18 protein-coding genes are annotated in these 24,114 nt (G+C 62.7%); 8 read left to right on the forward strand and 10 right to left on the reverse strand.

What is annotated here, in order from left to right; all coding sequences use genetic code 11:
• Window positions 1–224 precede the first annotated feature (224 nt).
• A complete protein-coding gene (locus tag J4E53_RS13265) occupies window positions 225–2,303 on the forward strand; it encodes a bifunctional diguanylate cyclase/phosphodiesterase (protein WP_103308824.1) in 2,079 nt (692 codons plus the stop codon).
• A 6-nt stretch (window positions 2,304–2,309) separates the two neighbouring features.
• Here the strand turns inward: J4E53_RS13265 and J4E53_RS13270 are convergent, their stop codons facing one another.
• Complete coding sequence (locus J4E53_RS13270; protein WP_103308825.1) at window positions 2,310–3,410, reverse strand: DNA alkylation repair protein; 1,101 nt, start codon at window positions 3,408–3,410, stop codon at window positions 2,310–2,312.
• Between the two features lie 251 nt (window positions 3,411–3,661).
• Between J4E53_RS13270 and J4E53_RS13275 the strand changes: the two genes are divergently transcribed.
• On the forward strand, window positions 3,662–3,970 hold the full coding sequence (locus J4E53_RS13275; protein ID WP_060741694.1) for an RcnB family protein: 309 nt from the start codon (window positions 3,662–3,664) through the stop codon (window positions 3,968–3,970).
• A gap of 4 nt (window positions 3,971–3,974) precedes the next feature.
• On the opposite strand, the gene J4E53_RS13280 is transcribed toward J4E53_RS13275, so the two are convergent.
• Window positions 3,975–4,298 (reverse strand): protealysin inhibitor emfourin, encoded by a 324-nt coding sequence (locus J4E53_RS13280; protein WP_053122893.1) that lies wholly within the window; start codon window positions 4,296–4,298, stop codon window positions 3,975–3,977.
• Window positions 4,298–5,359: a M4 family metallopeptidase gene (locus J4E53_RS13285; RefSeq protein ID WP_103308827.1), complete on the reverse strand. Its 1,062-nt coding sequence runs from the start codon at window positions 5,357–5,359 to the stop codon at window positions 4,298–4,300. Before J4E53_RS13285 ends, J4E53_RS13280 begins: the two co-directional genes overlap by 1 nt.
• A 145-nt stretch (window positions 5,360–5,504) precedes the next feature.
• Here J4E53_RS13285 and J4E53_RS13290 point away from each other — a divergent pair, with 145 nt between their 5' ends.
• Window positions 5,505–5,846, forward strand: coding sequence for an FKBP-type peptidyl-prolyl cis-trans isomerase (locus J4E53_RS13290; protein ID WP_092254046.1), 342 nt, complete (start codon window positions 5,505–5,507; stop codon window positions 5,844–5,846).
• Window positions 5,847–5,890: 44 nt separating this feature from the next.
• Complete coding sequence (locus tag J4E53_RS13295; protein ID WP_103308828.1) at window positions 5,891–6,658, forward strand: helix-turn-helix transcriptional regulator; 768 nt, start codon at window positions 5,891–5,893, stop codon at window positions 6,656–6,658.
• Window positions 6,659–6,724: 66 nt separating this feature from the next.
• On the opposite strand, the gene J4E53_RS13300 is transcribed toward J4E53_RS13295, so the two are convergent.
• A complete protein-coding gene (locus J4E53_RS13300) occupies window positions 6,725–7,516 on the reverse strand; it encodes a helix-turn-helix domain-containing protein (RefSeq protein ID WP_060741698.1) in 792 nt (263 codons plus the stop codon).
• Window positions 7,517–7,625: 109 nt separating this feature from the next.
• Here J4E53_RS13300 and J4E53_RS13305 point away from each other — a divergent pair, with 109 nt between their 5' ends.
• Window positions 7,626–8,555 carry a DMT family transporter gene (locus J4E53_RS13305; RefSeq protein ID WP_103308829.1) on the forward strand — a complete coding sequence of 310 codons (930 nt, stop codon included), beginning with the start codon at window positions 7,626–7,628 and terminating at the stop codon, window positions 8,553–8,555.
• An 83-nt stretch (window positions 8,556–8,638) separates the two neighbouring features.
• Here the strand turns inward: J4E53_RS13305 and J4E53_RS13310 are convergent, their stop codons facing one another.
• The 5 genes from J4E53_RS13310 to J4E53_RS13330 form a co-directional block, all read right to left on the reverse strand.
• A complete protein-coding gene (locus J4E53_RS13310; RefSeq protein ID WP_060741700.1) occupies window positions 8,639–9,658 on the reverse strand; it encodes a branched-chain amino acid aminotransferase in 1,020 nt (339 codons plus the stop codon).
• 257 nt (window positions 9,659–9,915) lie between these two features.
• Window positions 9,916–11,298, reverse strand: a complete 1,383-nt coding sequence (gene lpdA, locus J4E53_RS13315; RefSeq protein WP_103308830.1) for a dihydrolipoyl dehydrogenase — start codon at window positions 11,296–11,298, stop codon at window positions 9,916–9,918.
• 18 nt (window positions 11,299–11,316) lie between these two features.
• Window positions 11,317–12,585, reverse strand: coding sequence for a dihydrolipoamide acetyltransferase family protein (locus J4E53_RS13320; RefSeq protein ID WP_103308831.1), 1,269 nt, complete (start codon window positions 12,583–12,585; stop codon window positions 11,317–11,319).
• Window positions 12,586–13,644: an alpha-ketoacid dehydrogenase subunit beta gene (locus J4E53_RS13325; RefSeq protein ID WP_060741703.1), complete on the reverse strand. Its 1,059-nt coding sequence runs from the start codon at window positions 13,642–13,644 to the stop codon at window positions 12,586–12,588.
• A gap of 1 nt (window position 13,645) precedes the next feature.
• Complete coding sequence (locus tag J4E53_RS13330) at window positions 13,646–14,881, reverse strand: 3-methyl-2-oxobutanoate dehydrogenase (2-methylpropanoyl-transferring) subunit alpha (protein WP_060741704.1); 1,236 nt, start codon at window positions 14,879–14,881, stop codon at window positions 13,646–13,648.
• Window positions 14,882–15,073: 192 nt separating this feature from the next.
• Here J4E53_RS13330 and bkdR point away from each other — a divergent pair, with 192 nt between their 5' ends.
• On the forward strand, window positions 15,074–15,562 hold the full coding sequence (gene bkdR, locus J4E53_RS13335) for a Bkd operon transcriptional regulator BkdR (RefSeq protein ID WP_003202929.1): 489 nt from the start codon (window positions 15,074–15,076) through the stop codon (window positions 15,560–15,562).
• A gap of 127 nt (window positions 15,563–15,689) precedes the next feature.
• Here the strand turns inward: bkdR and J4E53_RS13340 are convergent, their stop codons facing one another.
• Window positions 15,690–16,553, reverse strand: coding sequence for an MBL fold metallo-hydrolase (locus J4E53_RS13340; protein ID WP_103308832.1), 864 nt, complete (start codon window positions 16,551–16,553; stop codon window positions 15,690–15,692).
• A 207-nt stretch (window positions 16,554–16,760) separates the two neighbouring features.
• Here J4E53_RS13340 and J4E53_RS13345 point away from each other — a divergent pair, with 207 nt between their 5' ends.
• Complete coding sequence (locus tag J4E53_RS13345) at window positions 16,761–17,561, forward strand: sulfite exporter TauE/SafE family protein (protein WP_060741706.1); 801 nt, start codon at window positions 16,761–16,763, stop codon at window positions 17,559–17,561.
• 160 nt (window positions 17,562–17,721) lie between these two features.
• On the forward strand, window positions 17,722–23,949 hold the full coding sequence (locus tag J4E53_RS13350; RefSeq protein WP_103308833.1) for a hypothetical protein: 6,228 nt from the start codon (window positions 17,722–17,724) through the stop codon (window positions 23,947–23,949).
• Window positions 23,950–24,114: the final 165 nt, after the last annotated feature.

Raw genomic sequence — 24,114 nt, forward strand, 5'->3', positions numbered from 1 at the left:
GCTATCGCGAGCAAGCTCGCTCCCACAATGGAACTGCGGTGAACGCATGATGGATGGCTTGCAGAAAAAATCTCCCTGCGCGGGGTCGTGTCTTTCGTCGAAAATATTCCAGGTTTGATGGCTTTTTGACATTTGGTTCGTGCGTCCCTGTCACTATTCAGTACAATCGCCGGCCTCCAACCGGGCATGGAAGCAGTCCGGTTCTCCAGTTACGAGAAAAAACCATGCTCATCGGCAGTTATTCCCCCGCCCTCGTTTCGATCTCCTTGTTTGTTGCCGTGCTGGCTTCCTACACCGCGCTGGATCTGGCCGGGCGTATCGCGACCGCCCAGGGGCGCGCCGCGCATTGGTGGATGACTGGGGGCGCGCTGGCGATGGGGGTGGGCATCTGGTCCATGCACTTCATCGGCATGCTGGCGTTCACCTTGCCGGTTGAGCTTGGCTACGATATTTCGATCACCGCGCTGTCACTGCTGACCGCGATTCTTTCCAGCGGTTTTGCCCTGTGGCTGGTTAGCCAGCCGCGATTGCCGGCTTGGCAGTTGGCCTTCGGTGCGCTGATCATGGGCGCCGGGATCAGCGCCATGCATTACACCGGCATGGCCGCGCTGCGGATGCAGCCGGGCATCGATTACGACCCGACGCTGTTCGGGGCTTCGCTGGTGATTGCTGTCGGCGCCTCGGCGGCGGCGCTGTGGATTGCCTTTCGCCTGCGCCAGAACACCCCCCACGTGCGTCTGGCGCGCGCGGGCGCCGCGGTGGTCATGGGCATCGCCATCGTCGGCATGCACTACACCGGCATGGCCGGGGCGCGCTTCAGCGAGGGCAGCTTCTGTGGTTCCCTGGACGGCTTGAGCGGCAAGGGCCTGGACAATCTGGTGTTGATCACCACCCTGGCGGTGCTGGCCATTGCCTTGCTGACATCGATTCTTGATGCGTGCCTGGAAGCCCGCACTGCCGAGCTGGCCCAGTCCCTGACCCGGGCCAACCGGGAACTGACGCAGTTGGCCCTGCACGACCCCCTCACCGAACTGCCCAACCGTGTGCTGCTGGCCGACCGGATCGACCAGGCCATGCATCGGGTGCAAGAGCAGGGCGGCTGCTTCGCCTTGATGTTCATCGACCTCGATGGTTTCAAGCCGGTCAACGATGCCTTTGGTCACCACATGGGCGACTTGTTGCTGCGGGACGTGGCCCTGCGCCTGCGCGAAGACCTGCGCAGCCAGGACACCCTGGCGCGGATCGGTGGTGATGAGTTCGTGCTGCTGGTGCAACTGGCCGAGCCCGACGATGCCCTGCGACTGGCGGCACGCCAGGTCGGCTTGATCGGGCGCACGTTCCGGGTGTCTGAACATGACTTGCAGATCTCCGCCAGCGTCGGCATCGCCCTTTACCCCGGCAACGGCCAGAGCGCTGAAGAGCTGCTGATGAACGCCGACGCGGCGATGTACCACGCCAAGGGCGCCGGCAAAAACGGCTACAGTTTTTTCGACGCCTCGATGAACAGCAACGCCCGCAAGCAATTGCAGCTGTTGCAAGACTTGCGCATGGCCGTCGAACAGCGGCAGTTCAGCCTGCATTACCAGCCCAAGTTCGACGCGGCCAATGGCCGTCCGGTCGGGGCCGAAGCCTTGTTGCGCTGGACCCATCCGACCCAAGGCCTGTTGATGCCCGACACGTTCATCGACCTGGCGGAAAAGACCGGGCTGATCATCCCCATTGGCGAATGGGTGTTGAACGAAGCCTGCCGGCAGATGCGCGAATGGTACGTGCTCGGTTATACCGACTGGCGCATCGCGGTGAACCTCTCGGCCTTGCAGTTCTGCCACACCGGTCTGGTGCAGAGCGTGGCCAAGGCGTTGGAAACGCATAAGTTGCCGGCCAACAGCCTGACCCTGGAAATCACCGAAACCACCGCCATGAGCGATGCGGACGCGAGCATGACGGTGTTGCAACTGCTCTCGGACATGGGCGTGGATTTGTCCATCGACGACTTCGGCACCGGCTATTCGAGCCTGATGTACCTCAAGCGCCTGCCGGCCAACGAGCTGAAGATCGATCGCGGCTTCGTGCGGGACCTGGAGCATGACAGCGATGACGCGGCCATCGTCTCGGCCATCGTCGCCCTCGGCCAGGCCCTGGGCCTGCGGATCGTCGCCGAAGGCGTGGAGACCGATGTGCAACAAGACTTCCTGACCCAGTTGGGCTGCGATTCGCTGCAGGGCTATCTGTTGGGCCATCCGCTGCCGGCCGAGCGTTTCCTGCAGGAAATCCGCCAGGCGAAAACCGTGGCGATAGCCTGACGCCCCTCAGACGATCTCGAACGCCGTGCTGCCCAGCCGCTCGCCGTTGACCAGCAGGTGCACGGCATGCCGGCCCGCGTAGTGTTTGCGGGTGGTCAGCTCGCGAATATGTTGCGAACGGCTGAGGTTGACGCGACCCTGGGCGGGCAGGTCGAAGGTCTTGAGTTTGAAAACCTTGGCCGAGGTGCCGCCCGAGGCTTTCACGTAGTCGACGGCGTAGTCGATCACCAGGCGCTGGCTCTGCCCGAGGGTTGATTGCACCGTGAAGGACAGCGTGACCTGTTCGCCCAAGCGAATCACTGCCGGCGTCACCTGCAAATCCAGCACTTGGACCTGCGCCTTGCCGCCGGCGCCGATGACCCCCAGCGCCCTGGGGTTGCCTTGTTTGATCAAGCTACGCAGCGCATGCCGGGCGATCCACGCGGTGTGGCGGTCTTGCAATGGCCAGCCTTCGATCTGGTCCAGCACCCAGTCGGGATGCTGCTTGGTGACGTCGTTGAGGTGGTTGGCCACGGATTTGCGCACATAAAGGCTGTCGTCGGCCTTGAGTGTGTCGAGGATCGCGGCGGCCAGGTCGGGGTTGGCCTGGATCGGCTCCAGGTGAAACGACCACGGCAGGCGCGGCCGGCTGCCTTCGCTGGCCAGGCGGCGCACGTGCTCGTTGGCGTCCAGTGCCCAGCCGTGCATGACCTTGAGGGTGCGTTCCAGGTCGTCCCGCAAGAAGTGCCGCACGGCGAACTCCGACGAGCCGAACCGAGTGAAATACTGCAGTGCGTCCAACGACACGTCGAAGTGATTGCGGCCGTAAGACGCCACGTAGTGCGGTAGGAACATGCTGACAAACATGCTGTTCAGGCGCGGGGCCAGGGCGCGCAGCACCTCCAGCGACGCTTCATAATCGAGAGGCAGCACCGCGTGCAGGCACTCGCTGACCCGGGCCATGCGCTGCATCACCGACAACTCGGCCAGCCCGTCGTTGGCCATGCGCAAGAATGCCTTGGCGTCGAAGGCCGGATACACCGCGCGCATTTCGCTGGCGATGTGTTCCAGGCGGGCGCTGTTGAAGATTTCCTTGAGGGCAGGGGAGGCAGTGGTCGGGGTCGTCATGGCAGGGTCCGTCGTGCAGGGCTTGTCACTATATCCCGTGGCGAGGGAGCTTGCTCCCGCTCGGCTGCGCAGCAGTCGTACCCCCCGTGAATGCCGTATCACTGAATGACCGCGTCGCCTGGATTGGGGCTGCTGCGCAGCCCAGCGGGAGCAAGCTCCCTCGCCACGGGGTACAGTTTCCAGGAATTAAGGAATGATTTGCCGCCCGCGAAGTCCCAGATTCAGTCCCTCGAATAACTGGAGTTTTTTCTATGCGCAAACCCACCCTGATCGCCAGCCTGGTCCTGATTGCCGGCCTTGGAGCCCTTGGGCCTGTTGCGCAAGCGGTCGAGAAAACCGGAGACGCCCTGGAGCATTCGCCGAGCAATGGCCGCAGGCTGGTGGAGAACGACCGGGTACCGGCGGACTACCAGCGCGCGGACAGGGCCATGAAAGACTGGAAACAGAAGAAGCTCGAACAGCCGACAAGCGAGCAGCAATGGGTGCAGATCGACGACAAGTACCTGCTGATCGAAACCGTGTCCGGCGCGATCGTCAAGATCGTGCCGGCCACACGTTAAATCTTCAGAGCACTTCGCCTTTGTCCCATAGGTGAACCAGCTCGCCGGGTGCCCGGTCCTCGGGCACCTGCAGCACCATCTCGTCGTCCTGGTCGTTGGCGCGATAACGCACCTCGATCTGGAAAAACCGCTGGTCGCCGCGCCCGGGCGTGGAGGAGGTCAGCGGCAGGCAGCCCTCCAGGACCGAACAGATGCGAGTGCGCTGGTCGAGGTCGCACTGGGCGAACTCGATTTCCCGTGGTCGGGTCAACGCATGGATGGCGGCCACGCCGCCTTGGCGCGACAGCCGTACCACGGCTTTGTCGTCGAGGTCTGGAAGGGTTTTCATCAGCTCTCCTGTGTCAGGTCGACGCCGACCTGGGCCCAGCCGTTCTGTACCGCTTGCACTTCCCGCGTGCCGAAGCGCTGGCGGGCATGCTCGACGGTCAAGCGGGCGAAGGCGCTGAAGGACGCGTCATTGGCCAGTCTTCGGTCGCACAAGGTGTCATACCAGATCCGGCCGGCCTTTTCCCAGGCAAATCCGCCCAGCGTGGTTGCCACCAGATAAAAGGCCCGGTTGGGAATGCCGGAATTGATGTGCACGCCACCGTTGTCTTCACGGGTAATCACGAATTCGCGCATGTGCGCCGGTTGCGGGTCCTTGCCCAGCAGCGGGTCATCGTAGGCGCTGCCGGGGTTGGACATGCTGCGCAGGCCGTCGCCGTTGATCTTGTCGGTGAGCAGGTCGGCGCCGATCAGCCAGTCGGCCTGGTCGGCGGTCTGTTCGAGCACGAACTGCTTGACCAGCACACCGAACACGTCGGAGATGGACTCGTTCAACGCACCGGACTGGTTGGCGTAGATCAACCCGGCTTCGCTTTCGGTGACGCCATGGGCCAGTTCGTGAGCCACCACGTCCAGGGAGCGGGTGAAGCGCTGGAGGATTTCGCCGTCGCCGTCGCCGAATACCATCTGTGCGCCGTTCCAGAAGGCGTTCTCATAGCCCTGGCCGTAATGCACGCTGCCCACCAGGGCGAAGCCTTTGTTGTCGATGGAATCGCGCCCCAGGACCTTCCAGAAAAAATCATAGGTGGCGCCCAATGCATCGTAGGCCTCGTCCACGGCCGGGTCGCCACTGGCCCGCTGGCCTTCCAGGCGTACCGGCTGGCCGGGCAGTTCCATGCTGTTCTGGGCGTCGTGCACGCTGCGTTGCGGGTGTCCGGCCTTGCCGGACTTGGGCAGCGCCGCCGCGACGGGCGGAGTGCTGGGCGGGCCAGGGTTGTGTCGTAGGTTGCGCACGTGGGTCAAGGTGCCGAGGGCGCTGGAACGTTGCTGTTCGGAACCGTGGGCGATGATGCGGTTGAGGATGTACGGGGGAATGAAACCGTGGTGCGGACGAGAGTCGATCATCAGAAAGTCCTTATCTGAAATGCAGGGTCGATACCCATGTGAACCGAATAGGCCGTTGCGGTTCCCTGATGCAGGGCAGACAACGTTTGCCATGCGTCCTGATTTCTGCGAAAACCTCGCGCCTGGATCACACGAGGGATACGCCATGAATGAAGAGCTGCAAATCATCGACCTGCAACAGGGCGACGGCAAAAGCGTAGTCAAAGGTGCGCTGATCACCACCCAATACCGCGGCACCCTCGAAGACGGTACCGAATTCGATTCGTCCTACAGTCGCGGCAAGCCCTTCCAATGCGTGATCGGCACCGGTCGTGTCATCAAGGGCTGGGACCTGGGCCTGATGGGCATGCAAGTCGGTGGCAAGCGCAAGTTGCTGGTGCCGGCCCACCTGGCCTACGGTGAACGGTCCATGGGCGCCCACATCAAGCCCAACGCCAACCTGATCTTTGAAATCGAGTTGCTGGAAGTGCTGACCCGGGACGATTGAGGGCCGAAACCGCTCGGTGCGCTTGTTCCATTGTGGAGTGAAATATGAACGCAGAACGTCATGACGTAGGCGTGTCTCAAGTGGCCGCAGCGATTGCCGAGCCGGCCCGTACCCGAATGCTCTGCGCCTTGATGGATGGCCATGCCCGCACCAGCACCGAATTGGCGAGCATCGCCGAGGTCAGCGCCTCGACCGCCAGCGCCCACCTGGCGAAACTCAAGGACCTGGCCTTGGTGCGCCTGCATGTCCAGGGCCGGCATCGCTATTACAGCCTGGCGGACCCACGCGTCGCCCAGGCCCTCGAAGCACTGATGGTGATCGGCCAGAACGCCGCGCCGACCTTCACGCCACGTACTCCGGATCGCCTGCAATTCGCCCGCACCTGCTACGACCACATGGCTGGCACCCTGGCGGTGCGGCTGCATGATCGCCTGATCGAGGCCGGATGGTTGGAGGCGGTGCAAGGCCAGGACTATCGCCTGAGTGAGTCCGGCGAGGCGTTGTTCGAGGGCTTTGGCATCGACGTCCAATCACTCGCCACGCGACGGCGCCGATTCGCCTGCCCGTGCCTGGACTGGAGCATGCGCCGTTCGCACCTGGGCGGCGCACTGGGGGCGGCCTTGCTGCAGTTGGCGATCAAGCGCAAATGGCTGGTCCAGGACCTGGATAGCCGGGCCCTGGGGTTGACGGCCAGTGGGCGCCGGGAGCTGGCGCGGCGGTTTGGGGTCAGTGTCGAAATCGACGGCAAACCCACTGGCGCTATCGCGAACAAGCTCGCTCCCACAGTGGGCCAGCGCCGAACACAAGGTTGATACCCACCGACAAACCCTGTGGGAGCGAGCTTGCTCGCGATAGCCGTCTCAGCATCACCCCCATCATCAAGCCATATGCCTGCGTCGATATTCATCCGGCGTGGTGCCCATCATTTTGCGAAACATGCTGATGAACGCCGAGGCGCTGCTGTAGCCCAGGTCCAGGCCAATGGTTTCCACGCTCTGGCCACGTTCGAGCAGGGCCAGGGCCTCGATGACTTTCAGGCGCTGGCGCCATTCCACCAGGGACATGCCCAGGTCCCGTTGGGCCCGGCGCATCAGCGTGCGTTCGGTGGTGTTGGCGGCGCGGGCCAGTTGCGGCAAGGAGCGCGGGTCGCTGGGATTCGCCTCCAGGGCCCGCAATACAGGGCCCAGCAGTGGATCATCCGAGGAGGGCAGGTAGCTACCGGCATGGGGCGCCTGAGTCAGCTTGTCCACCAGCACTTGCAACAAGCGCTGCTGCTCGGGTGTCTGCGGTTGGCTCGGCGGTTCGTTGCGCAGCTCTTCCAGCAACGCGCGGATCAGTGGGCTCAAGGTCAGCGCGCAGGGGACGGCCGGCAGCGCAGCGCACAGTTCGGCCGCCAAGTACAACGAACAATGACAGGCCTCATGCCGATTGAACCCAACGTGTTCCATGTCCGGCGGCAGCCAGATGCCGTACTGCGGTGGCGCGAGGTAATGGTGCTGGGCGATCTCGATTTCCATCACTCCACTGTAGGAGTAGACGAACTCACCCCAGGCATGTCGATGCCGGGGGTAAGTGGCGTGGGCCGGCATGCAGGCGCTGCGAAAGAAAATCGGCGAGGGCAGGGCCGCGTCGAACGGAGGCATTTTCAGATGTTGGGCTGGAGGCTGCATATCGACCGCAATGGCGGATTACCGGGATGGCTTGTCGGGTAATCACTATATCCAGCAAAGGTGTCAGGCAGACAATCCTTTCATCCATTTCTGCCCAAGGATCTTTCCCATGACCACCCGCCGCGCCCTGGATGGCCAGGTCAGTGCCCTGATGACTGGACTCTGTGCCATCTGGGGTTTCCAGCAAGTCGCGATCAAGGCCAGTGCCGCCGACATGGCGCCGATGCTGCAACTGGGCGTGCGCTCGGCCATTGCCGCGGTACTGGTCTGGCTATTGGTGCTGGTGCGGGGTGAACGCCTGTCCCTGGCCGATGGCAGTTGGCGTCCAGGCCTGTTGGTGGGGTTGTTGTTTGCCCTGGAGTTCGTGATGGTGGGCGAAGGCCTGCGTCATACGACGGCTTCGCACATGGTGATTTTCCTGTATACCGCCCCGATGTTCGCCGCCCTCGGTTTGCACTGGAAACTGCCGAGCGAACGCCTCAAGCCGGCGCAATGGCTGGGCATCGCGGTTGCCTTCGGCGGGATCGTGGTGGCCTTCAGTGGCGGCTCGGGGGCGGCGAACGGCAGCTCGTTGCTCGGTGACGGCATGGGTTTGCTGGCCGGCGCGCTGTGGGGCGCAACCACGGTGACGGTACGCTGTTCGCGGCTGACCGACGTGCCGGCCAGCCAGACACTGCTGTATCAACTGGTGGGCGCCGGGGTGCTGCTGATCGGGATGTCCGTGGCGTTGGCGCAAACGACGATCAACCCCACGCCGCAACTCATTGCCAGCCTGGCGTTCCAGGTGTTGCTGGTGTCCTTCGCCAGTTTCCTGATCTGGTTCTCGCTGCTGCGCCGTTACCTCGCCTCGCAATTGGGCGTGCTGTCGTTCATGACGCCGCTGTTTGGCATCGGTTTTGGTGTCTGGTTGCTGGACGAGCCGCTGGAGCCGAACTTTATCGTTGGCGCGGTCCTGGTGCTGGGCGGGATCTTGCTGGTCAGCGGTTACGGCTGGTTTCACCAGCGCTGGGGGCGATGGTTGGTATTGCGGCGGGGGTAGCCGAAGCCGCCAGTAAAAAGCCCACCCTTGCCGAGGCAGGGGTGGGCTTTTTTATGCATGCACTGAGCAGGCGGTTGCCTAGGTCAAACCTTGACGATCCAACCCGCCGGCGCTTCCACGTCGCCGGTCTGCACGCCGGTCAGCTCCTTGTAGAGCTTCTGGGTGATCGGGCCGACTTCGGTTTCACTGTGGAACACGTGCAGCTTGTCCTTGTAGCTGATGCCGCCAATCGGGGTGATCACCGCAGCGGTACCGCAAGCACCGGCTTCCTTGAAGTCCGACAGCTTGTCGATGAACACGTCGCCTTCGATCACTTCCAGGCCCAGGCGCGATTTGGCCAGTTCGATCAACGACAGGCGAGTGATGCCCGGCAGGACCGAAGGGGATCTTGGGGTGACGAATGTGTTGTCGTGGGTGATGCCGAAGAAGTTGGCCGAGCCGACTTCCTCGATTTTCGAATGGGTCATCGGGTCCAGGTAGATGCAGTCGGCGAAACTGGCCTTCTTGGCCTGGGAGCCGGGCATCAGGCTGGCGGCGTAGTTGCCACCGACCTTGGCCGCACCGGTACCTTGCGGGGCGGCGCGGTCGAAGCTGGAGATCAGGAAGTTGTGCGGGGTCAGGCCGCCCTTGAAGTAGGCGCCGACCGGGATGCAGAAAATCGAGAAGATGAACTCGGGTGCGGTGCGCACGCCGATGTTGTCACCCACGCCGATCACGAACGGGCGCAGGTACAGCGCGCCGCCGGTGCCGTACGGCGGGATGAAGCGCTCGTTGGCGCGGACCACTTGCTTGCAGGCTTCGACGAACTGCTCGGTCTCGACCTGCGGCATCAGCAGGCGGGCACAGCTGCGCTGCATGCGGGCGGCGTTCTGGTCCGGGCGGAACAGGTTGATCGAACCGTCCTTGCAACGATAGGCCTTCAGGCCTTCGAAGCACTGCTGACCATAGTGCAGGGCCGTGGAGCCCTCGCTGATGTGCAGCACGTTGTCGTCGGTCAGGGTGCCCGCGTCCCAGGCGCCATCGCGCCAGTGCGACAGGTAGCGCTTGTCGGTCTTGATGTAGTCAAAGCCCAGTTTGTCCCAATTGATGCTCTCGTTACCCATGACACCCTCTATTTCTTAACAACCGTCGAAACGGTTCAAGGCTTCTGACGTTTTTTGGATGGGGACAACAATACTTCATTCCGGGGCTGTTTCGCAGCCCGCACGACAAGGTGCAGACAGATAAATGATGGTGTTCTTGAAAATCGCGAGCAAGCTCGCTCCCACAGGTGATAACGGTCGTTCATGGGAACGTAATCCCATGTGGGAGCGAGCTTGCTCGCGATAGGGCCCTCACTCACACCATCAACTCTCCTGAATCACAGATGCAACGCATGCCCCAACGCCCGCAACGCCGCTTCCTGCACGGCCTCGCCCAGGGTCGGATGGGCGTGGATGGTGCCGGCGATGTCCTCCAGGCGCGCGCCCATTTCCAGGGACTGGCCGAATGCCGTGGACAGCTCCGACACGCCGACGCCGACCGCTTGCCAGCCTACGATCAGGTGATTGTCCCGGCGCGCCACGACCCGGACGAAACCGCTTTTTGATTCCAGGGTCATGGCCCGACCGTTGGCGGCGAACGGGAAGCTCGAAACCAGGCAGTCCAGCCCGGCAGCCTTGGCCTCGTCCGGCGTCTTGCCGACCACCACCAGTTCCGGGTCGGTGAAGCACACCGCGGCGATGGCGGTCGGGTTGAACTCCCGATGCTGGCCGGCGATCAGCTCGGCGACCATTTCGCCCTGGGCCATGGCCCGGTGGGCGAGCATCGGTTCGCCGCTCAGGTCGCCGATGGCCCAGACGTTGCGCATGCTGGTCTGGCAACGACTGTCGATGTTCACCGCCGAACCGTTCATCGCCAGGTCCAGCGCTTCAAGGTTCCAGCCCTGGGTGTTGGGTTTGCGCCCGACCGCTACCAGCACCCGGTCGGTGTCCAGGTTCAGCGTGTCGCCATTGGGATCGCGCACTTGCAAGGTGCTGGCCTGGGCATTGAACCCTTCGACGCTGTGCTTGAGGTACAGCTTCACGCCCAGTTGCTTGAGCGCCTCGTGCACCGGTTGCGTCAGCTCGCCGTCGTAAGCGGGCAGGATCCGCTCCTGGGCCTCGACCACGCTGACCTCGGCGCCGAGCTTGCGATAGGCGATGCCCAGCTCCAGGCCGATGTAGCCACCACCGACCACCACCAGGTGCTTGGGCACCGAGGTGGGGGCGAGGGCTTCGGTGGAGGAAATGATTGGCCCGCCCAGTGGCAGCATCGGCAGGTTGACGCTTTTCGAACCGGTGGCCAGCAGCAGGTGTTCGCATTGGATGCGGGTATCGCCGACCTCGACCGTCTTGCCATCGATCACCTTGGCCCAGCCATGAATGACCTGGACCTTGTGCTTTTTCAGCAATGCCGCGACGCCGGTGGTCAGGCGATCGACGATACCGTCCTTCCATTCCACGCTCTTGCCGATGTCCAGCGTTGGCGCCGCCACCGTGATGCCCAGGGCCGAGCCCTGACTGTGATGTCGGGTCTGGTGGAACTGCTCGGCCACATGGATCAACGCCTTGGACGGGATGCAACCGATGTTCAGGCAGGTGCCGCCCAACGCCTGGCCTTCCACCAGGATGGTCGAGATGCCCAATTGCCCGGCGCGGATCGCCGCCACATAACCGCCAGGACCGCCGCCGATGATCAGCAGCGTAGTGTTCAAAATTTGCATTGCCTGCTCCATTGATGATTAGTCCACGAACAGGGTGGCGGGTTGTTCGAGCAGGCCGCGCAGGGCCTGGATGAATTGCGCCGCGTCCATGCCGTCGACCACCCGGTGATCGAAGGAGCTGGAGAGGTTCATCATCTTGCGGATCACGATCTGACCCTTGATCACCATGGGCCGCTCGACGATTTTGTTCACGCCGACAATCGCCACTTCCGGCAGGTTCAGCACCGGCGTGCTGACGATGCCGCCGAGGGCACCGAGGCTGGTCAGGGTGATGGTCGAGCCGGACAGTTCATCGCGACTGGCCTTGCCCGTGCGCGCTGCTGTGGCCAGGCGGGCGATTTCCGCCGCGCTGTCCCACAGGGTACGGGCTTCGGCGTGACGCACCACCGGCACCATCAGGCCAACGTCGCTCTGGGTGGCGACGCCCACATGCACCGCGCCTGAGCGATTGATGACCTGGGCTTCGTCGTCGTAGCGGGCATTCATCTGCGGAAAGTCCCGCAGGGCCACGACCAGGGCGCGGACCAGGAACGGCAGCAAAGTCAGCTTGCCGCGACTGGCGCCGTGTTTTTCATTCAAGTGAACCCGCAGCTCTTCCAGGGCCGTGACGTCGATTTCCTCGACGTAGCTGAAATGGGCCGCGCGTTGGGTCGCTTCCTGCATGCGCTGGGCGATCTTGCGGCGCATGCCGATCACCGGGATCTGCTGCTCGTCGTGGCGTTCGGCATAACCCGAACCGCCCTTGGCCTGGGACGACGGCCCCTGGGCCAGGTAGGCTTCGAGGTCTTCGTGCAGGACCCGTCCGGCCGGGCCGCTGCCCTGGACCAGACGCAATTGAATGCCCAGGTCCAGCGCGTGTTTGCGCACGGCCGGCGAGGCCAGAGGACGCTCGTCGGGATCGCGGGCCACCGGGGCTTGCGGCGCCGGGCGAGGGGCGGCGGTCTTTTCCAGCACCGGTTCAGGCGTTGCCACTGGCGCCGGCTTCGGCGCCTGCGCAGCCGCCGCGGCGGGAGCCGGTTGTGCCGATTCTTTCAAGTTACCCGCACCTTCGACTTCAATGCGGATCAGTTCGCTGCCCACCGCCATGACTTCACCCGGCTCGCCGCCCAGGGCGATGACCCGGCCATGCACCGGCGAAGGGATATCCACCATCGCCTTGTCAGTCATGACATCGGCGAGTACCTGGTCTTCGACCACCATGTCGCCGACCTTGACGTGCCACACCGACAATTCAACTTCGGCGATGCCTTCGCCAATGTCCGGCATCTTGATAACGTGCGTGCCCATTCAGACCTCCATGACCCGTTTCAACGCCGCGCCCACTCGGGACGGCCCAGGGAAATACGCCCACTCCTGCGCATGCGGGTAGGGGGTGTCCCAACCGGTGACACGCTCGATGGGCGCTTCCAGGTGGTGGAAGCAGTGTTCTTGCACCAACGACACCAGTTCGGCGCCGAAACCGCAGGTGCGGGTGGCTTCGTGGACGACCACGCAACGGCCGGTCTTCTTCACGGATTTGACGATGGTCTCAAGGTCCAGCGGCCAGAGGCTGCGCAGGTCGATGACTTCGGCGTCGATGCCGGTTTCTTCGGCCGCCACTTGGGAAACGTAGACCGTGGTGCCGTAGGTGAGAATTGTCACGTCCTTGCCCGGACGGGTGATGGCGGCGACGTCCAGCGGTACGGTGTAGTAACCGTCCGGAACCTGGGCCGAGGGGTGTTTCGACCACGGGGTTACCGGGCGGTCGTGGTGGCCGTCGAACGGGCCGTTATACAGGCGCTTGGGTTCGAGGAAGATCACCGGGTCATCGTTTTCGATGGAGGCGATCAGCAAGCCCTTGGCGTCGTAGGGGTTGGATGGCATCACGGTGCGCAGGCCGCAGACCTGGGTGAACATCGCCTCGATGCTCTGGCTGTGGGTCTGGCCGCCGTAGATGCCGCCGCCGCAGGGCATGCGCAGGGTCATCGGCGCGGTGAACTCGCCGGCCGAGCGATAGCGCAGGCGCGCCGCCTCGGAAATGATCTGGTCCGACGCCGGGTAGACGTAGTCGGCGAACTGGATCTCGGCCACCGGCCGCAGCCCGTAGGCGCCCATGCCCACCGCCACGCCGACGATGCCGCTTTCGGAAATCGGTGCGTCGAACACCCGCGAGGTGCCGTATTTGTTCTGCAGGCCTTCGGTGCAGCGGAACACGCCGCCGAAGTAGCCCACGTCCTGGCCGAACACCACGACGTTGTCGTCGCGCTCGAGCATCACGTCCATGGCCGAGCGCAGGGCCTGGATCATGGTCATGGTGGTAGTGGTCATGGCGGTGTCCAACGCAATATTGTTGTTGTGATCGTTCATGTCAGATCCCCAACTGCTGACGCTGGCGCTTCAAGTGCTCCGGCATCTCTTTGTAGACGTCTTCGAACATGGTCGCGGCGCTGGGAATCTGCCCGCCGGCGAGGGTGCCGTACTGTTCGGCTTCCTTCTGCGCGGCGATCACCTCGGCTTCGAGTTCGGCGCTGACCGCCGCATGTTCCTCTTCGGACCACTGGCCGATCTTGACCATGTGCTGTTTGAGGCGGGCAATCGGATCGCCCAGCGGGAAGTGGCTCCAGTCGTCGGCGGGGCGGTATTTGGAGGGATCGTCCGAGGTGGAGTGCGGGCCGGCGCGGTAGGTGACCCATTCGATCAGCGCCGGGCCGAGGTTGCGGCGGGCACGTTCGGCGGCCCAGCGCGAGGCGGCGTAGACCGCCATGAAATCGTTGCCATCGACACGCAGGGAGGCGATACCGCAACCGACGCCGCGTCCGGCGAACGTCGTGGCTTCACCGCCGGCAATGGCCTGGAAGGTGGAGATCGCCCACTGGTTGTTGACCACGTTGAGGATCACCGGCGCCCGGTAGACGTGGGCGAAGGTGAGGGCGGTGTGGAAGTCCGATTCGGCGGTGGCGCCGTCACCGATCCAGGCCGAGGCGATCTTGGTGTCGCCCTTGATCGCCGAGGCCATGCCCCAGCCCACGCCCTGGATGAATTGCGTGGCGAGGTTGCCGGAAATGGTGAAGAAACCGGCGTCCTTGACCGAGTACATGATCGGCAATTGCCGGCCCTTGAGCGGATCGCGCTCGTTGGACAGCAGTTGGCAGATCAGGTCCACCAGCGGCACCTCGCGGGCCATCAGGATGCTTTGCTGGCGGTAGGTGGGGAAGCACATGTCGTCGATGTTCAACGCCAGGGCCTGGGCGCTGCCGATGGCTTCTTCGCCAAGGCTTTGCATGTAGAACGACATCTTTTTCTGGCGTTGGGCGACCACCATGCGGTTGTCGTAGATGCGCGTCTTGAGCATGGCACGCATGCCTTTGCGCAGGATCTCGACGGGAATGTCCGCCGCCCAGTCGCCCAAGGCATTGCCCTGGTCATCGAGCACGCGGATCAGGCTGCGGGCCAGGTCGGCGGTGTCGGCGGGTTCGACGTCGATGGGAGGTTTGCGCACTGTGCCGGCATCGGACAGATGCAGGTAGGAAAAGTCGGTCTTGCAGCCGGGACGGCCCGAGGGTTCGGGGACGTGCAGGCGTAGCGGTTCGTACGCTGGGTTCATGGCTTTCTACGCTCGATCTTGTGAATTTCTTGTAGTGGGCGCGCTAGCTGACGAATGTCCCCGGGTAGGGGAAATTGTCCTACAACAATCATAGGCTCGACGAAGAAGAATATTTTTCTCTGTTAGCTTGCTGTTCAGATCATTTGCAGATAAAAAATCTGCACAACGATAAAAAACAGGATTATTTGTCTCATGCGTAAATTGGATCGCACCGACATCGGCATTCTGAACAGCCTTCAGGAAAACGCCCGCATCACCAACGCCGATCTCGCCCGTTCGGTCAATCTGTCGCCGACGCCGTGCTTCAACCGGGTCCGGGCGATGGAGGAGTTGGGCGTGATCCGCGAGCAGGTCACGCTGCTGGATGCCGACCTGCTGGGGTTGCACGTCAACGTGTTCATCCATGTCAGCCTGGAGAAGCAGGTGGAGGAGGCGTTGCAGCACTTCGAGGAGGCGATTTCCGACCGGCCGGAGGTGATGGAGTGCTACCTGATGGCCGGCGATCCGGACTACCTGATCCGCGTGCTGGTGCCGACCATCCAGTCGCTGGAGCGGTTCATGATGGACTTCCTGACCAAGGTCCCGGGGGTGGCGAACATCCGTTCGAGCTTTGCCCTCAAGCAGGTGCGCTACAAGACCGCGCTGCCGTTGCCGGCCAATGGGCTGACCTTGGGAACCTGAGGCTCATTGTTGCCTGATCCACTGCCATCGCGAGCAAGCTCGCTCCCACACTGGATTGGTGGTGTTAATCAATCCCCTGTGGGAGCGAGCTTGCTCGCGATGAGGCCATCACATTCAGTACAAGCTTCTAAAGCTGATTGATCGGAATCTTCAGGTACGTCACGCCATTGTCCTCGGCCGGCGGCAGATGGCCGGCCCGCACATTCACCTGGATCGCCGGCAACAGCAGCGTCGGCATGCCCAGCGTCTTGTCGCGCTGGGTACGCATGGCCACGAACGAAGCTTCATCGATGCCATCGCGGACATGAATGTTGTGCTGGCGCTGCTCGCCCACGGTGCTCATGCAGTGGGGCTCGCGTTCCTCCGGTGGATAGTCGTGGCACACGTACAGCCGCACTCCGGCGGGGAAGGCCAGCAGCTTGCGGATCGAGGCGTAGAGCTGATGGGCATTGCCGCCGGGGAAGTCGCAACGGGCGGTGCCTACGTCGGGCATGAACAGCGTGTCGCCCACCAGGATCACGTCGCCATCGATCAGGTAAGCCATGTCCGCCGGGGTGTGGCCGGGCACGTGCAGGGCGGTGGCCTTGAGGTTGCCAATGAAGAAGGACTCGTCGGCGGCGAACAGGTGATCGAACTGCGAGCCGTCCACCGCGAATTGCGGTTCGAGGTTGAACAGCGCCTTGAAGACGCTCTGGACCTGATTGATGGACTGGCCGATGGCAATCTTGCCGCCCAGTTTCTGGCGCAGGTAGGGCGCGGCCGACAAGTGGTCGGCGTGGGCATGGGTTTCCAGTAGCCATTGCACGTTCAATCGGTGTTCGCCCACGAAGGCGATCACCCGGTCGGCCTGTTCGGTGGCGGTGCGTCCCGACGTCGGGTCGTAGTCGAGCACTGGATCGACCACCGCGCATTGCCCCCCGTCGTGCTCGAAAATGACGTGGGTATAGGTCTTTGAGGCGGGGTCGAGAAAGCTTTGGATCTGCGCGGGCATGACAGCGAACCTGTGCGGGAAGAGCTCATGAAAGGGGGCTGCTACGCAGCCCAGCGGGAGCAAGCGCCCTCGCCACATACCAATCTAAAATAGCTTGTTGCAACGCTTGGGACTTACAACATATGGTCCGCAGCTTAGTGAGGGCCAAGGCGTCCTGCAAATGCGATCGCACCTGCCAACAGGTGTGCGCGGCTTGAGAGAACCTGAATGTTACTGGCAAGTTTTTTTGGTGTGGTCATGGGCTTGCTCCTTGGCCTGACGGGGGCGGGCGGCGGCATCCTGGCGGTGCCGGCGTTGGTGTTGGGCCTGGGCTGGAGCATGACCCAGGCCGCGCCGGTGGCGTTGTTCGCGGTGGGTAGCGCGGCGGCGGTGGGGGCCATCGACGGGCTGCGCCATGGCCTGGTGCGCTACCGTGCGGCCCTGCTGATCGCACTGCTGGGCGCGGTGTTTTCGCCGCTGGGCATCTACCTCGCCCACCAGCTCTCGGAAAAAATCCTGATGATGCTGTTCAGCCTGCTGATGGTGCTGGTGGCGGCGCGCATGTTGCGTCGCGAAACGCCGCAAGTGGGGCCCAGTGATCATGGCGCCGCCAGTTGGGGCCAGAAAAACTGCATGCTCGACCGCCAGACCGGCCGCCTGGCCTGGACGCCTCGTTGCACCGCCACGCTGTCGGCATTGGGCGCAGTGACCGGTATGGTCTCGGGGTTGCTCGGCGTGGGGGGCGGCTTCCTGATCGTGCCGGCGTTCAAGCAACTGACCGATGTGCAGATGCGCGGGATCGTCGCGACGTCCTTGATGGTCATCAGCCTGATTTCGTTGATTGGCGTGGTGGGCGCGTTTCATGCCGGGGTGAGCATCGACCGGGTAGGGATGGCGTTCATTGCGGCGAGCATCGTCGGGATGGTGCTCGGGCGGCGAGTGGCAGCCAAGGTTCCGGCCCGGGCGCTGCAAGTGGGGTTCGCCGGGGTGTGCCTGGGGGTAGCGTTGTTCATGTGGGTGCGGGCGTAGCCGCCCTGAACCGGGCCGCGGGAGGCCTTACCGTTCGTCGAAACTCCCCACCTACCTGTTAGTTCCGACAGTAGCCGATCCGGCTCATGTGGTGCCAAATCCGACCTATCGCGTCGCGATCTGAAAAGCCACCGCATCGTGCTGGATAAAGGAACTGGCCATGACTTTTTTTCGCCTTTATTTACCACCCCGCAGGCCCTCCAGCGACGGGCATCTGTCACTGTGGCCGCTCATCATCGCAGGTATGGCCAGCCCCATTGTGGACGGCGATGGCGGTATTGGCCTGGGCGTGGTGGAGGACCACGAAGAGGGGGTTTTTTGCATCATCGATCCGTGGAGCGCCCCCATGCAAGCGGGCGACATCGTTGATCTCTACCTGGACTCGAATGTTGTCTGGCACCACGAGCTGCTGGCTGACGAAGAGAACGAACCCCTGTTCTTTTTCGTCAGCAGGGAGTGGTTCGTGCCCGGCTGGATCGAACGTTGCTACTACGTGCTGCTTCGCAAAGATGAAACGGCACCCGACGATCCGTCCGCCGCACTGCGGTTGCTGGTCAAGCTGGACCGACCCGGTGGCCGCGACAAGGAGCCGCACCTGCCGGGGCACTCGGAACTCAAGAGGGTGCAATTGCCGCCGGAAGTGATCGCTCAGGGTGTCGATGCCGCATGGGCCGCCAAAGGCGTGCCCATGACGATCCTGCCCTATCCCAACATTGCTGTGCGCGATGTCATCCAGGTGAAATGGGGCAGTGTCTTCCTTGACCCCCTGGTGCTGACACCTGAGCAGGCAGAGGGTACACAGCCCATCGAAGTCATCGCCGATCAGGCCAAGATCCTGGCAGGTGGCGACAGTAATGCGTTGCTGGTGCAGTACGAGGTGCATGACGAGGTGTGGAACTACTCGGAAAAATGGTCGATCTCCACCACCGTGAAAGTCGATGCCGGGGCTTGGCGCCTGGTCGCGCCGATCATCGAGGACGCGATCGACGGCATCATTGACCTCAAGGCATTGAACCAGCAGGACGTCACCGTACAAATCCTTGTTCGAACGGAAGAATTCGATATCGGTGACACGGTGACAATGACCTGGATCGGCACGCCACAAGTCGGCAAGCCGCTGATCCACACCCAGGCGCACGAAATCACGAATATACCCAGCATCCTTCCCTTGAAGGTTCCTTACGTGGAAGTCCGCGCCATTGCCATGGGGTCGGCCGACGCTTCGTATGTGTTGACGAAAAAAAACGGTGGTCCGCCGCTTTCTTCCAAGCATGCGTTTGCCAGTGTAGTGGGCGACGTTTATGCGCATCCCGCCCCGTTTCTGCGCGAGCAAGTGGGTGATAGCCTGGACCCGGACACCTTGATGGCCAACGTGGACATTGCATACCCGGGTATCGCCAACGGGGATGTCATCGAGCTGATCTGGGAAGGCCTGCGATCCGACAGCACGCCGTATGTGTACCCGCAAACACATACCGTCAGCCGGAATGAAGCCGAGGACAAATCGGTCACGCTTTATGTCAGCGCCGAACACATCAGCGTACTTGCCAATGGCCGCCTCGACCTGTGGTACCAGGTCTCCAATGACCAGGCGGCGGTCTACGGGGTGAGCGAATCCGAACACCTGCTGGTCAAGGTCCAGGCCCCGACGGCGACGCTGCCGCCGCCCAAGGTCCCGGACGCCCCGGACGGCGTTCTCGATCCGTCAAAAATCTTCGACAAGGTCAAGGTGCTGGTCGAGTATGAGGGCACGGTCAAAGGCGACATCCTGACGTACTACTGGACCGGCTCCAATCCTCTCGCGAGCACCAGCAGTTGGATTCCGATCACGGCGGTGTCCGCCGGCCAACCTGTGTCATTCCGAGTGGATGCCGATTTCGTGACGGGCAATATCGGCCAGACCGTCAAGGTACGCTATACCCTCAAGCACGCCAATGGGACCTACAGCTACTCAGCAACGCTGGACCTGTTGATCGGTTTCCTGGTTGGCGAGTTGCCCCCACCCAAGGTTATCCAGGCACCCGACGCGCTCCTTGATCCATTCAACGCGCTTGCGGGTGTCGATATCGAGATCGGCTACGAGAGCATGGACCCAGCGCTGGACACGGTCATCTTGAAGTGGCTGGGCACCCCCGGCCCAGGTACGTCCGAGGATCTGGAGCAACCGGGGGATCAAAGCGGCAAGGTACAGTTTCATTTGGACGCGTCGTTCGTCGGGGCCAATATCAGCCGGGTGGTCAGCGTGGGTTATGACGTCGAGCGCTACGGGTTTATCACGCCGTCCGAGAGCCTGCCGTTGACCATCAGCGCCTTTGCAGACCCGGATACTCAACTACCACATCCGCAGGTTACCCAGGCGAATGCGGACCGCCAGGAGCTGAACCTGGCGACCTTCCGCGGCAACGCTGAGGCCACGGTGAGCAAATGGCCGTTCAGTGCCGCCGGGCAAAAGGTCTGGCTGCGTCTAGAAGGGCAGACCGATAACGCCACGTCCTACGATATTCCCCTACTGGCAGGCGCAAGCATTTCCGAGGGACAGGCCAGCAGCGGGTTGCGCGAGTCGGTACTGCGTAGCGAGCTGGAAAAGCTCGGCCACAATACGCCGCTGGACGTCATTTGCAGGGTGAGTTTCTCCGGTGAAGCGGAAGAGGCCAATACCCTTGAGTTTCCCGTCACTCACTACACCTTCAAGGTCCGGCATGACTGGGTCGTGCCCGATATCCGGAGGGTCTACGACACCTGGGGCGATATCGGCGAGGGTGGCTATAGCGTCGACACCCGCGTGACGCTGAGTGGTGTCGCCACGCCGGAGTCGACGCTCGAGTTCTTTGATGATACCGCTGGGGTGGGGACGGCTTCCGTGGTATTGGAGGGCGACTGGACATTTCCCCTGAGCGGCTTGCAGCCCAAGGATTATCGTCTGACGGCCCAGGCCCGGGACGGCAGCGGCAATGTCTCGAACCGTCGGACCTTCACGGCCGTGCGCCTGGTGCCGCCCACCCTGGACTCGGTGACCGACTCCAGGGGCGAACTCGCCAACGGCGACACCACTGTCGACACCCGCGTCACCCTGGCCGGCAAGGCCAGCGCCATGCAACGGGTGGAAATCTTCGACAACACCACCGTCTCACTGGGCAACGCGACCGCCAACGCCGCTGGCGACTGGAACCGGGACGTCAGTGCCTTGAGTGTCACTAGACACAGCCTGACCGCCAAGGCCCTCTATGGCGATGGCGTCGTCTCCAGTGCCCGGACGTTTACCGTGACCGCCCTCACGGCTCCCTTGATTACCTCCGTACAGGACTCCAAGGGCGAACTCGACAATGGCGACACCACCGTCGATACCCGTGTCACCCTGACCGGCAAGGCCAGCATCCAGCAAGAGGTGGAGATTTTCGACAACCTCACGGTGTCCCATGGCCGCAAGAAAACCGACGACAGCGGTAACTGGGACCTGGTCATCAGCGGCTTGAGCGTGACCGGCCACAGCCTGACGGCCAAGGCGATCTATGGCAACGGTCAAACGTCTGCCGCGCGGACGTTCACCGTGACCGCGCTGACCGTTCCCTCGATTACCTCGGTACGGGATTCCAGGGGCGAGCTCAACGATGGCGACACCACTGTCGATACCCGTGTCACCCTGACCGGCAAGGCCAGCATCGAGCAAGAAGTGGAGATCTTCGACAACCTCACGGAGTCCCATGGCCGCAAAAAAACCGACGGCAGCGGTAACTGGACCCTGGACATCAGCGGGTTGAGCGTGACCGGCCACAGCCTGACGGCCAAGGCCCTCTATGGCAGCGGTCAAACGTCTACCGCGCGGACCTTTACCGTCACCGCGCTGGCGGTTCCGTCAATTACCTCCGTACGGGACTCCAAAGGCGAGCTCGACAATGGCGACGTCACCGTCGACACCCGCGTCACCCTGACCGGCAAGGCCAGCATCGAGCAGGAAGTGGAAATCTTCGACAATCTCACGGTGTCCCATGGCCGTAAAAAAACCGACAACAATGGCAACTGGGACCTGGTCATCAGCGGGTTGAGCGAGACCGACCACAGCCTGACGGCCAAGGCGCTTTATGGCAGTGGCGCAACGTCGACCGCGCGAACCTTTACCGTTACCGCCCTGGACAGACCAACTATCGCGTCGGTGCGGGATTCCAAGGGCGAAGTCAGGAACGGGGGGACGACGTTGGACACCCGCGTGACCTTGGCCGGCAAGGCCAGTGTCCGGCAAGAGGTGGAGATTTTCGACAACCTCACGGTTTCCCATGGCCGTAAGAGGGCTGACGATAACGGAGACTGGGACCTGGTCGTCAGCGGATTGAGCATGACCAACCATAGTTTCACCGCTAAGGCGATCTATGGCGATGGTGCCAGTTCCGAGGCGCGGACCTTCAAAGTCACCGCCATCCTCACTCCGACGCTCACCGACATCGCCGACAGCCGAGGTTCGGTGGTCGGCAAGGCCACCGTCGAGACCCGCGTCACCGTGACCGGCACGGGGAGCAGTGGTCAACGTATCCAACTGCGGGACGCAGACGCCGATATCGGCAGCCCAGTCGATATCCCGGACAACGCCACCACCTGGACGGCCAATCTCACGGGCCTGACGGTCAAGGGCTACAACCTCAAGGCCAAGGCGCTCTATGACAATGGCCAGGAATCAGGGACGCTGGCCTTTTCCGTCACGGCCAGCCTGACTCCGACACTCACCGATATCACCGACAGCCAAGGCTCGGTGGTCGGAAAAGCCACCGTCGAGACCAGCGTCACCGTCACTGGTACCGGGAGCAGCGGTCAGGGAATCCAGCTACGGGACGCAAATGCCAATATCGGCAGTCCGATCAATATTCCGGGCAACGCCACCACCTGGACGGCCAACCTCACGGGCTTGACGGCCAAGGGCTACAGCATCAAGGCCAAGGCGCTCTATGGCAATGGCCAGGAGTCGGGAGCGCTGGCCTTTTCCGTGACGGCCGGCATTACCCCGACAATCACCGATATTACTGACAGCCGAGGCTCGGTGGTCGGCAAGACCACCATCGAGACCCGTGTCACCGTCAGCGGGACGGGCAGCAGTGGTCAAAGTATCCAGCTACGGGACTCAGGGGCCAATATTGGCAGCCCGATCGACATTCCGGCCAACGCCACCACCTGGACGGCCGAACTCACAGGCCTGAGTATCAAGGGCTACGACATCAAGGCCAAGGCGCTCTATGGCAACGGCCAGGAGTCGGCGGCGAAGGCCTTCTTCGTGACCGCTAACGTTGCCCCCACGCTCTCCGACATCCGTGACAGCAAAGGCAGTGTGGTCGGCGGTGTCACCGTGGAGACCAGCGTCAGAGTCACCGGCACAGGCAGTTCCGGACAACGCATCCAGCTACGGGACGGGAATACCAATATTGGCAACCCGATCAATATCCCCGCCGTCGGTACGAACTGGGAGACCACCCTCACGGGGCTTTCGGCCAAGGCGTATGGGCTCAAGGCCAAGGCGCTGTATGGCAATGAACAGGAATCGGCGGCGAAGGCCTTTACCGTCACCGCCCTCAGGTCGCCCGCCATCACATTCATCAGGAACGCAGCCAACGTCGATATTCCCCCTAATGGCTCCACCACCGATACTCAGGTCACGGTGCAGGGTAATGCGAGCAGTCTTCAGCATGTGAAGATTCTGGACAACGGCGGCGACAAGGGCGATGCCCAGGCAAACGCTGCGGGCGATTGGAGTAAGTTGGTGACAGGATTGGGAGTGGGTGCCCACCCCATGACAATCCGGGCCTTGTACGGCAGCGGGGTGCCGGATTCGGCGGTGAGAACCTTCCACGTGGCGCAGGCTTTGCCGCCGCTGGTGTTCAACACTTCGCCGGTTACCCTGAGCGGCAGGATCTATATCATCTACGGGTCGCATGTGCTTCCGGCGTTTGGCGCCGGCACCTCGGTGCACCATCAAGCCAGTGGTGGTCGACCCGGCTACAGCTACAGGTCCAGTAACGCCGCTGTCGCAGTGGTCGATGGCAATGGCTGGGTAACGGTCCGGTCGAGGGGCCAAACCACCATTACCGCGCGGGACGCCGCAGGCCAGGAGAAGAGCTACAGCGTCTCGGTCACGGGGGTCATTCTGTGCGAGGGAGTGGGGGGAGGAACTTGGCCCCAGATCAACAGCAATACCGCAGCACGAGGCGCACGGATGCCGTCCATGGGCGAGCTTCGTGAAATCTACAATACCTATGGAAATCGCTGGCCCTTGGGGAACGGCTATTATTGGTGCAAGGACGTAGCCGCCACGTGGCCAGTGACCCGATACTATATGAAGAACCTGGTCAACGGCACGGAAGCCCATGTCCAATATTATGGCAATGCCTTCGGTGTTGGCCTGAAATAGTTCGCCTTGGGCCAACTCAGCGACTAGCCCGTGGCGAGCCCTTTGGCACACCCACCTGTGGCGAGGGAGCAAGCTCCCTCGCCACAGGAGCAGTGCCCAGCCAGCCCCGACCATTCGTCTGCAAACCGCTCAAACCTGTCAGCTCTGACAGTAGTCAGTGAACAC

The sequence above is a fragment of the Pseudomonas sp. FW305-28 genome, from assembly GCF_017351395.1.
Lineage (GTDB): Bacteria > Pseudomonadota > Gammaproteobacteria > Pseudomonadales > Pseudomonadaceae > Aquipseudomonas > Aquipseudomonas fluorescens_AA.

Coding starts and splice junctions, on each gene's coding strand:
- J4E53_RS13265 (WP_103308824.1), top strand. CDS start 225: ATGCTCATCGGCAGTTATTCCCCCGCCCTCGTTTCGATCTCCTTGTTT.
- J4E53_RS13270 (WP_103308825.1), bottom strand. CDS start 3,410: ATGACGACCCCGACCACTGCCTCCCCTGCCCTCAAGGAAATCTTCAAC.
- J4E53_RS13275 (WP_060741694.1), top strand. CDS start 3,662: ATGCGCAAACCCACCCTGATCGCCAGCCTGGTCCTGATTGCCGGCCTT.
- J4E53_RS13280 (WP_053122893.1), bottom strand. CDS start 4,298: ATGAAAACCCTTCCAGACCTCGACGACAAAGCCGTGGTACGGCTGTCG.
- J4E53_RS13285 (WP_103308827.1), bottom strand. CDS start 5,359: ATGATCGACTCTCGTCCGCACCACGGTTTCATTCCCCCGTACATCCTC.
- J4E53_RS13290 (WP_092254046.1), top strand. CDS start 5,505: ATGAATGAAGAGCTGCAAATCATCGACCTGCAACAGGGCGACGGCAAA.
- J4E53_RS13295 (WP_103308828.1), top strand. CDS start 5,891: ATGAACGCAGAACGTCATGACGTAGGCGTGTCTCAAGTGGCCGCAGCG.
- J4E53_RS13300 (WP_060741698.1), bottom strand. CDS start 7,516: ATGCAGCCTCCAGCCCAACATCTGAAAATGCCTCCGTTCGACGCGGCC.
- J4E53_RS13305 (WP_103308829.1), top strand. CDS start 7,626: ATGACCACCCGCCGCGCCCTGGATGGCCAGGTCAGTGCCCTGATGACT.
- J4E53_RS13310 (WP_060741700.1), bottom strand. CDS start 9,658: ATGGGTAACGAGAGCATCAATTGGGACAAACTGGGCTTTGACTACATC.
- lpdA (WP_103308830.1), bottom strand. CDS start 11,298: ATGCAAATTTTGAACACTACGCTGCTGATCATCGGCGGCGGTCCTGGC.
- J4E53_RS13320 (WP_103308831.1), bottom strand. CDS start 12,585: ATGGGCACGCACGTTATCAAGATGCCGGACATTGGCGAAGGCATCGCC.
- J4E53_RS13325 (WP_060741703.1), bottom strand. CDS start 13,644: ATGAACGATCACAACAACAATATTGCGTTGGACACCGCCATGACCACT.
- J4E53_RS13330 (WP_060741704.1), bottom strand. CDS start 14,881: ATGAACCCAGCGTACGAACCGCTACGCCTGCACGTCCCCGAACCCTCG.
- bkdR (WP_003202929.1), top strand. CDS start 15,074: ATGCGTAAATTGGATCGCACCGACATCGGCATTCTGAACAGCCTTCAG.
- J4E53_RS13340 (WP_103308832.1), bottom strand. CDS start 16,553: ATGCCCGCGCAGATCCAAAGCTTTCTCGACCCCGCCTCAAAGACCTAT.
- J4E53_RS13345 (WP_060741706.1), top strand. CDS start 16,761: ATGTTACTGGCAAGTTTTTTTGGTGTGGTCATGGGCTTGCTCCTTGGC.
- J4E53_RS13350 (WP_103308833.1), top strand. CDS start 17,722: ATGACTTTTTTTCGCCTTTATTTACCACCCCGCAGGCCCTCCAGCGAC.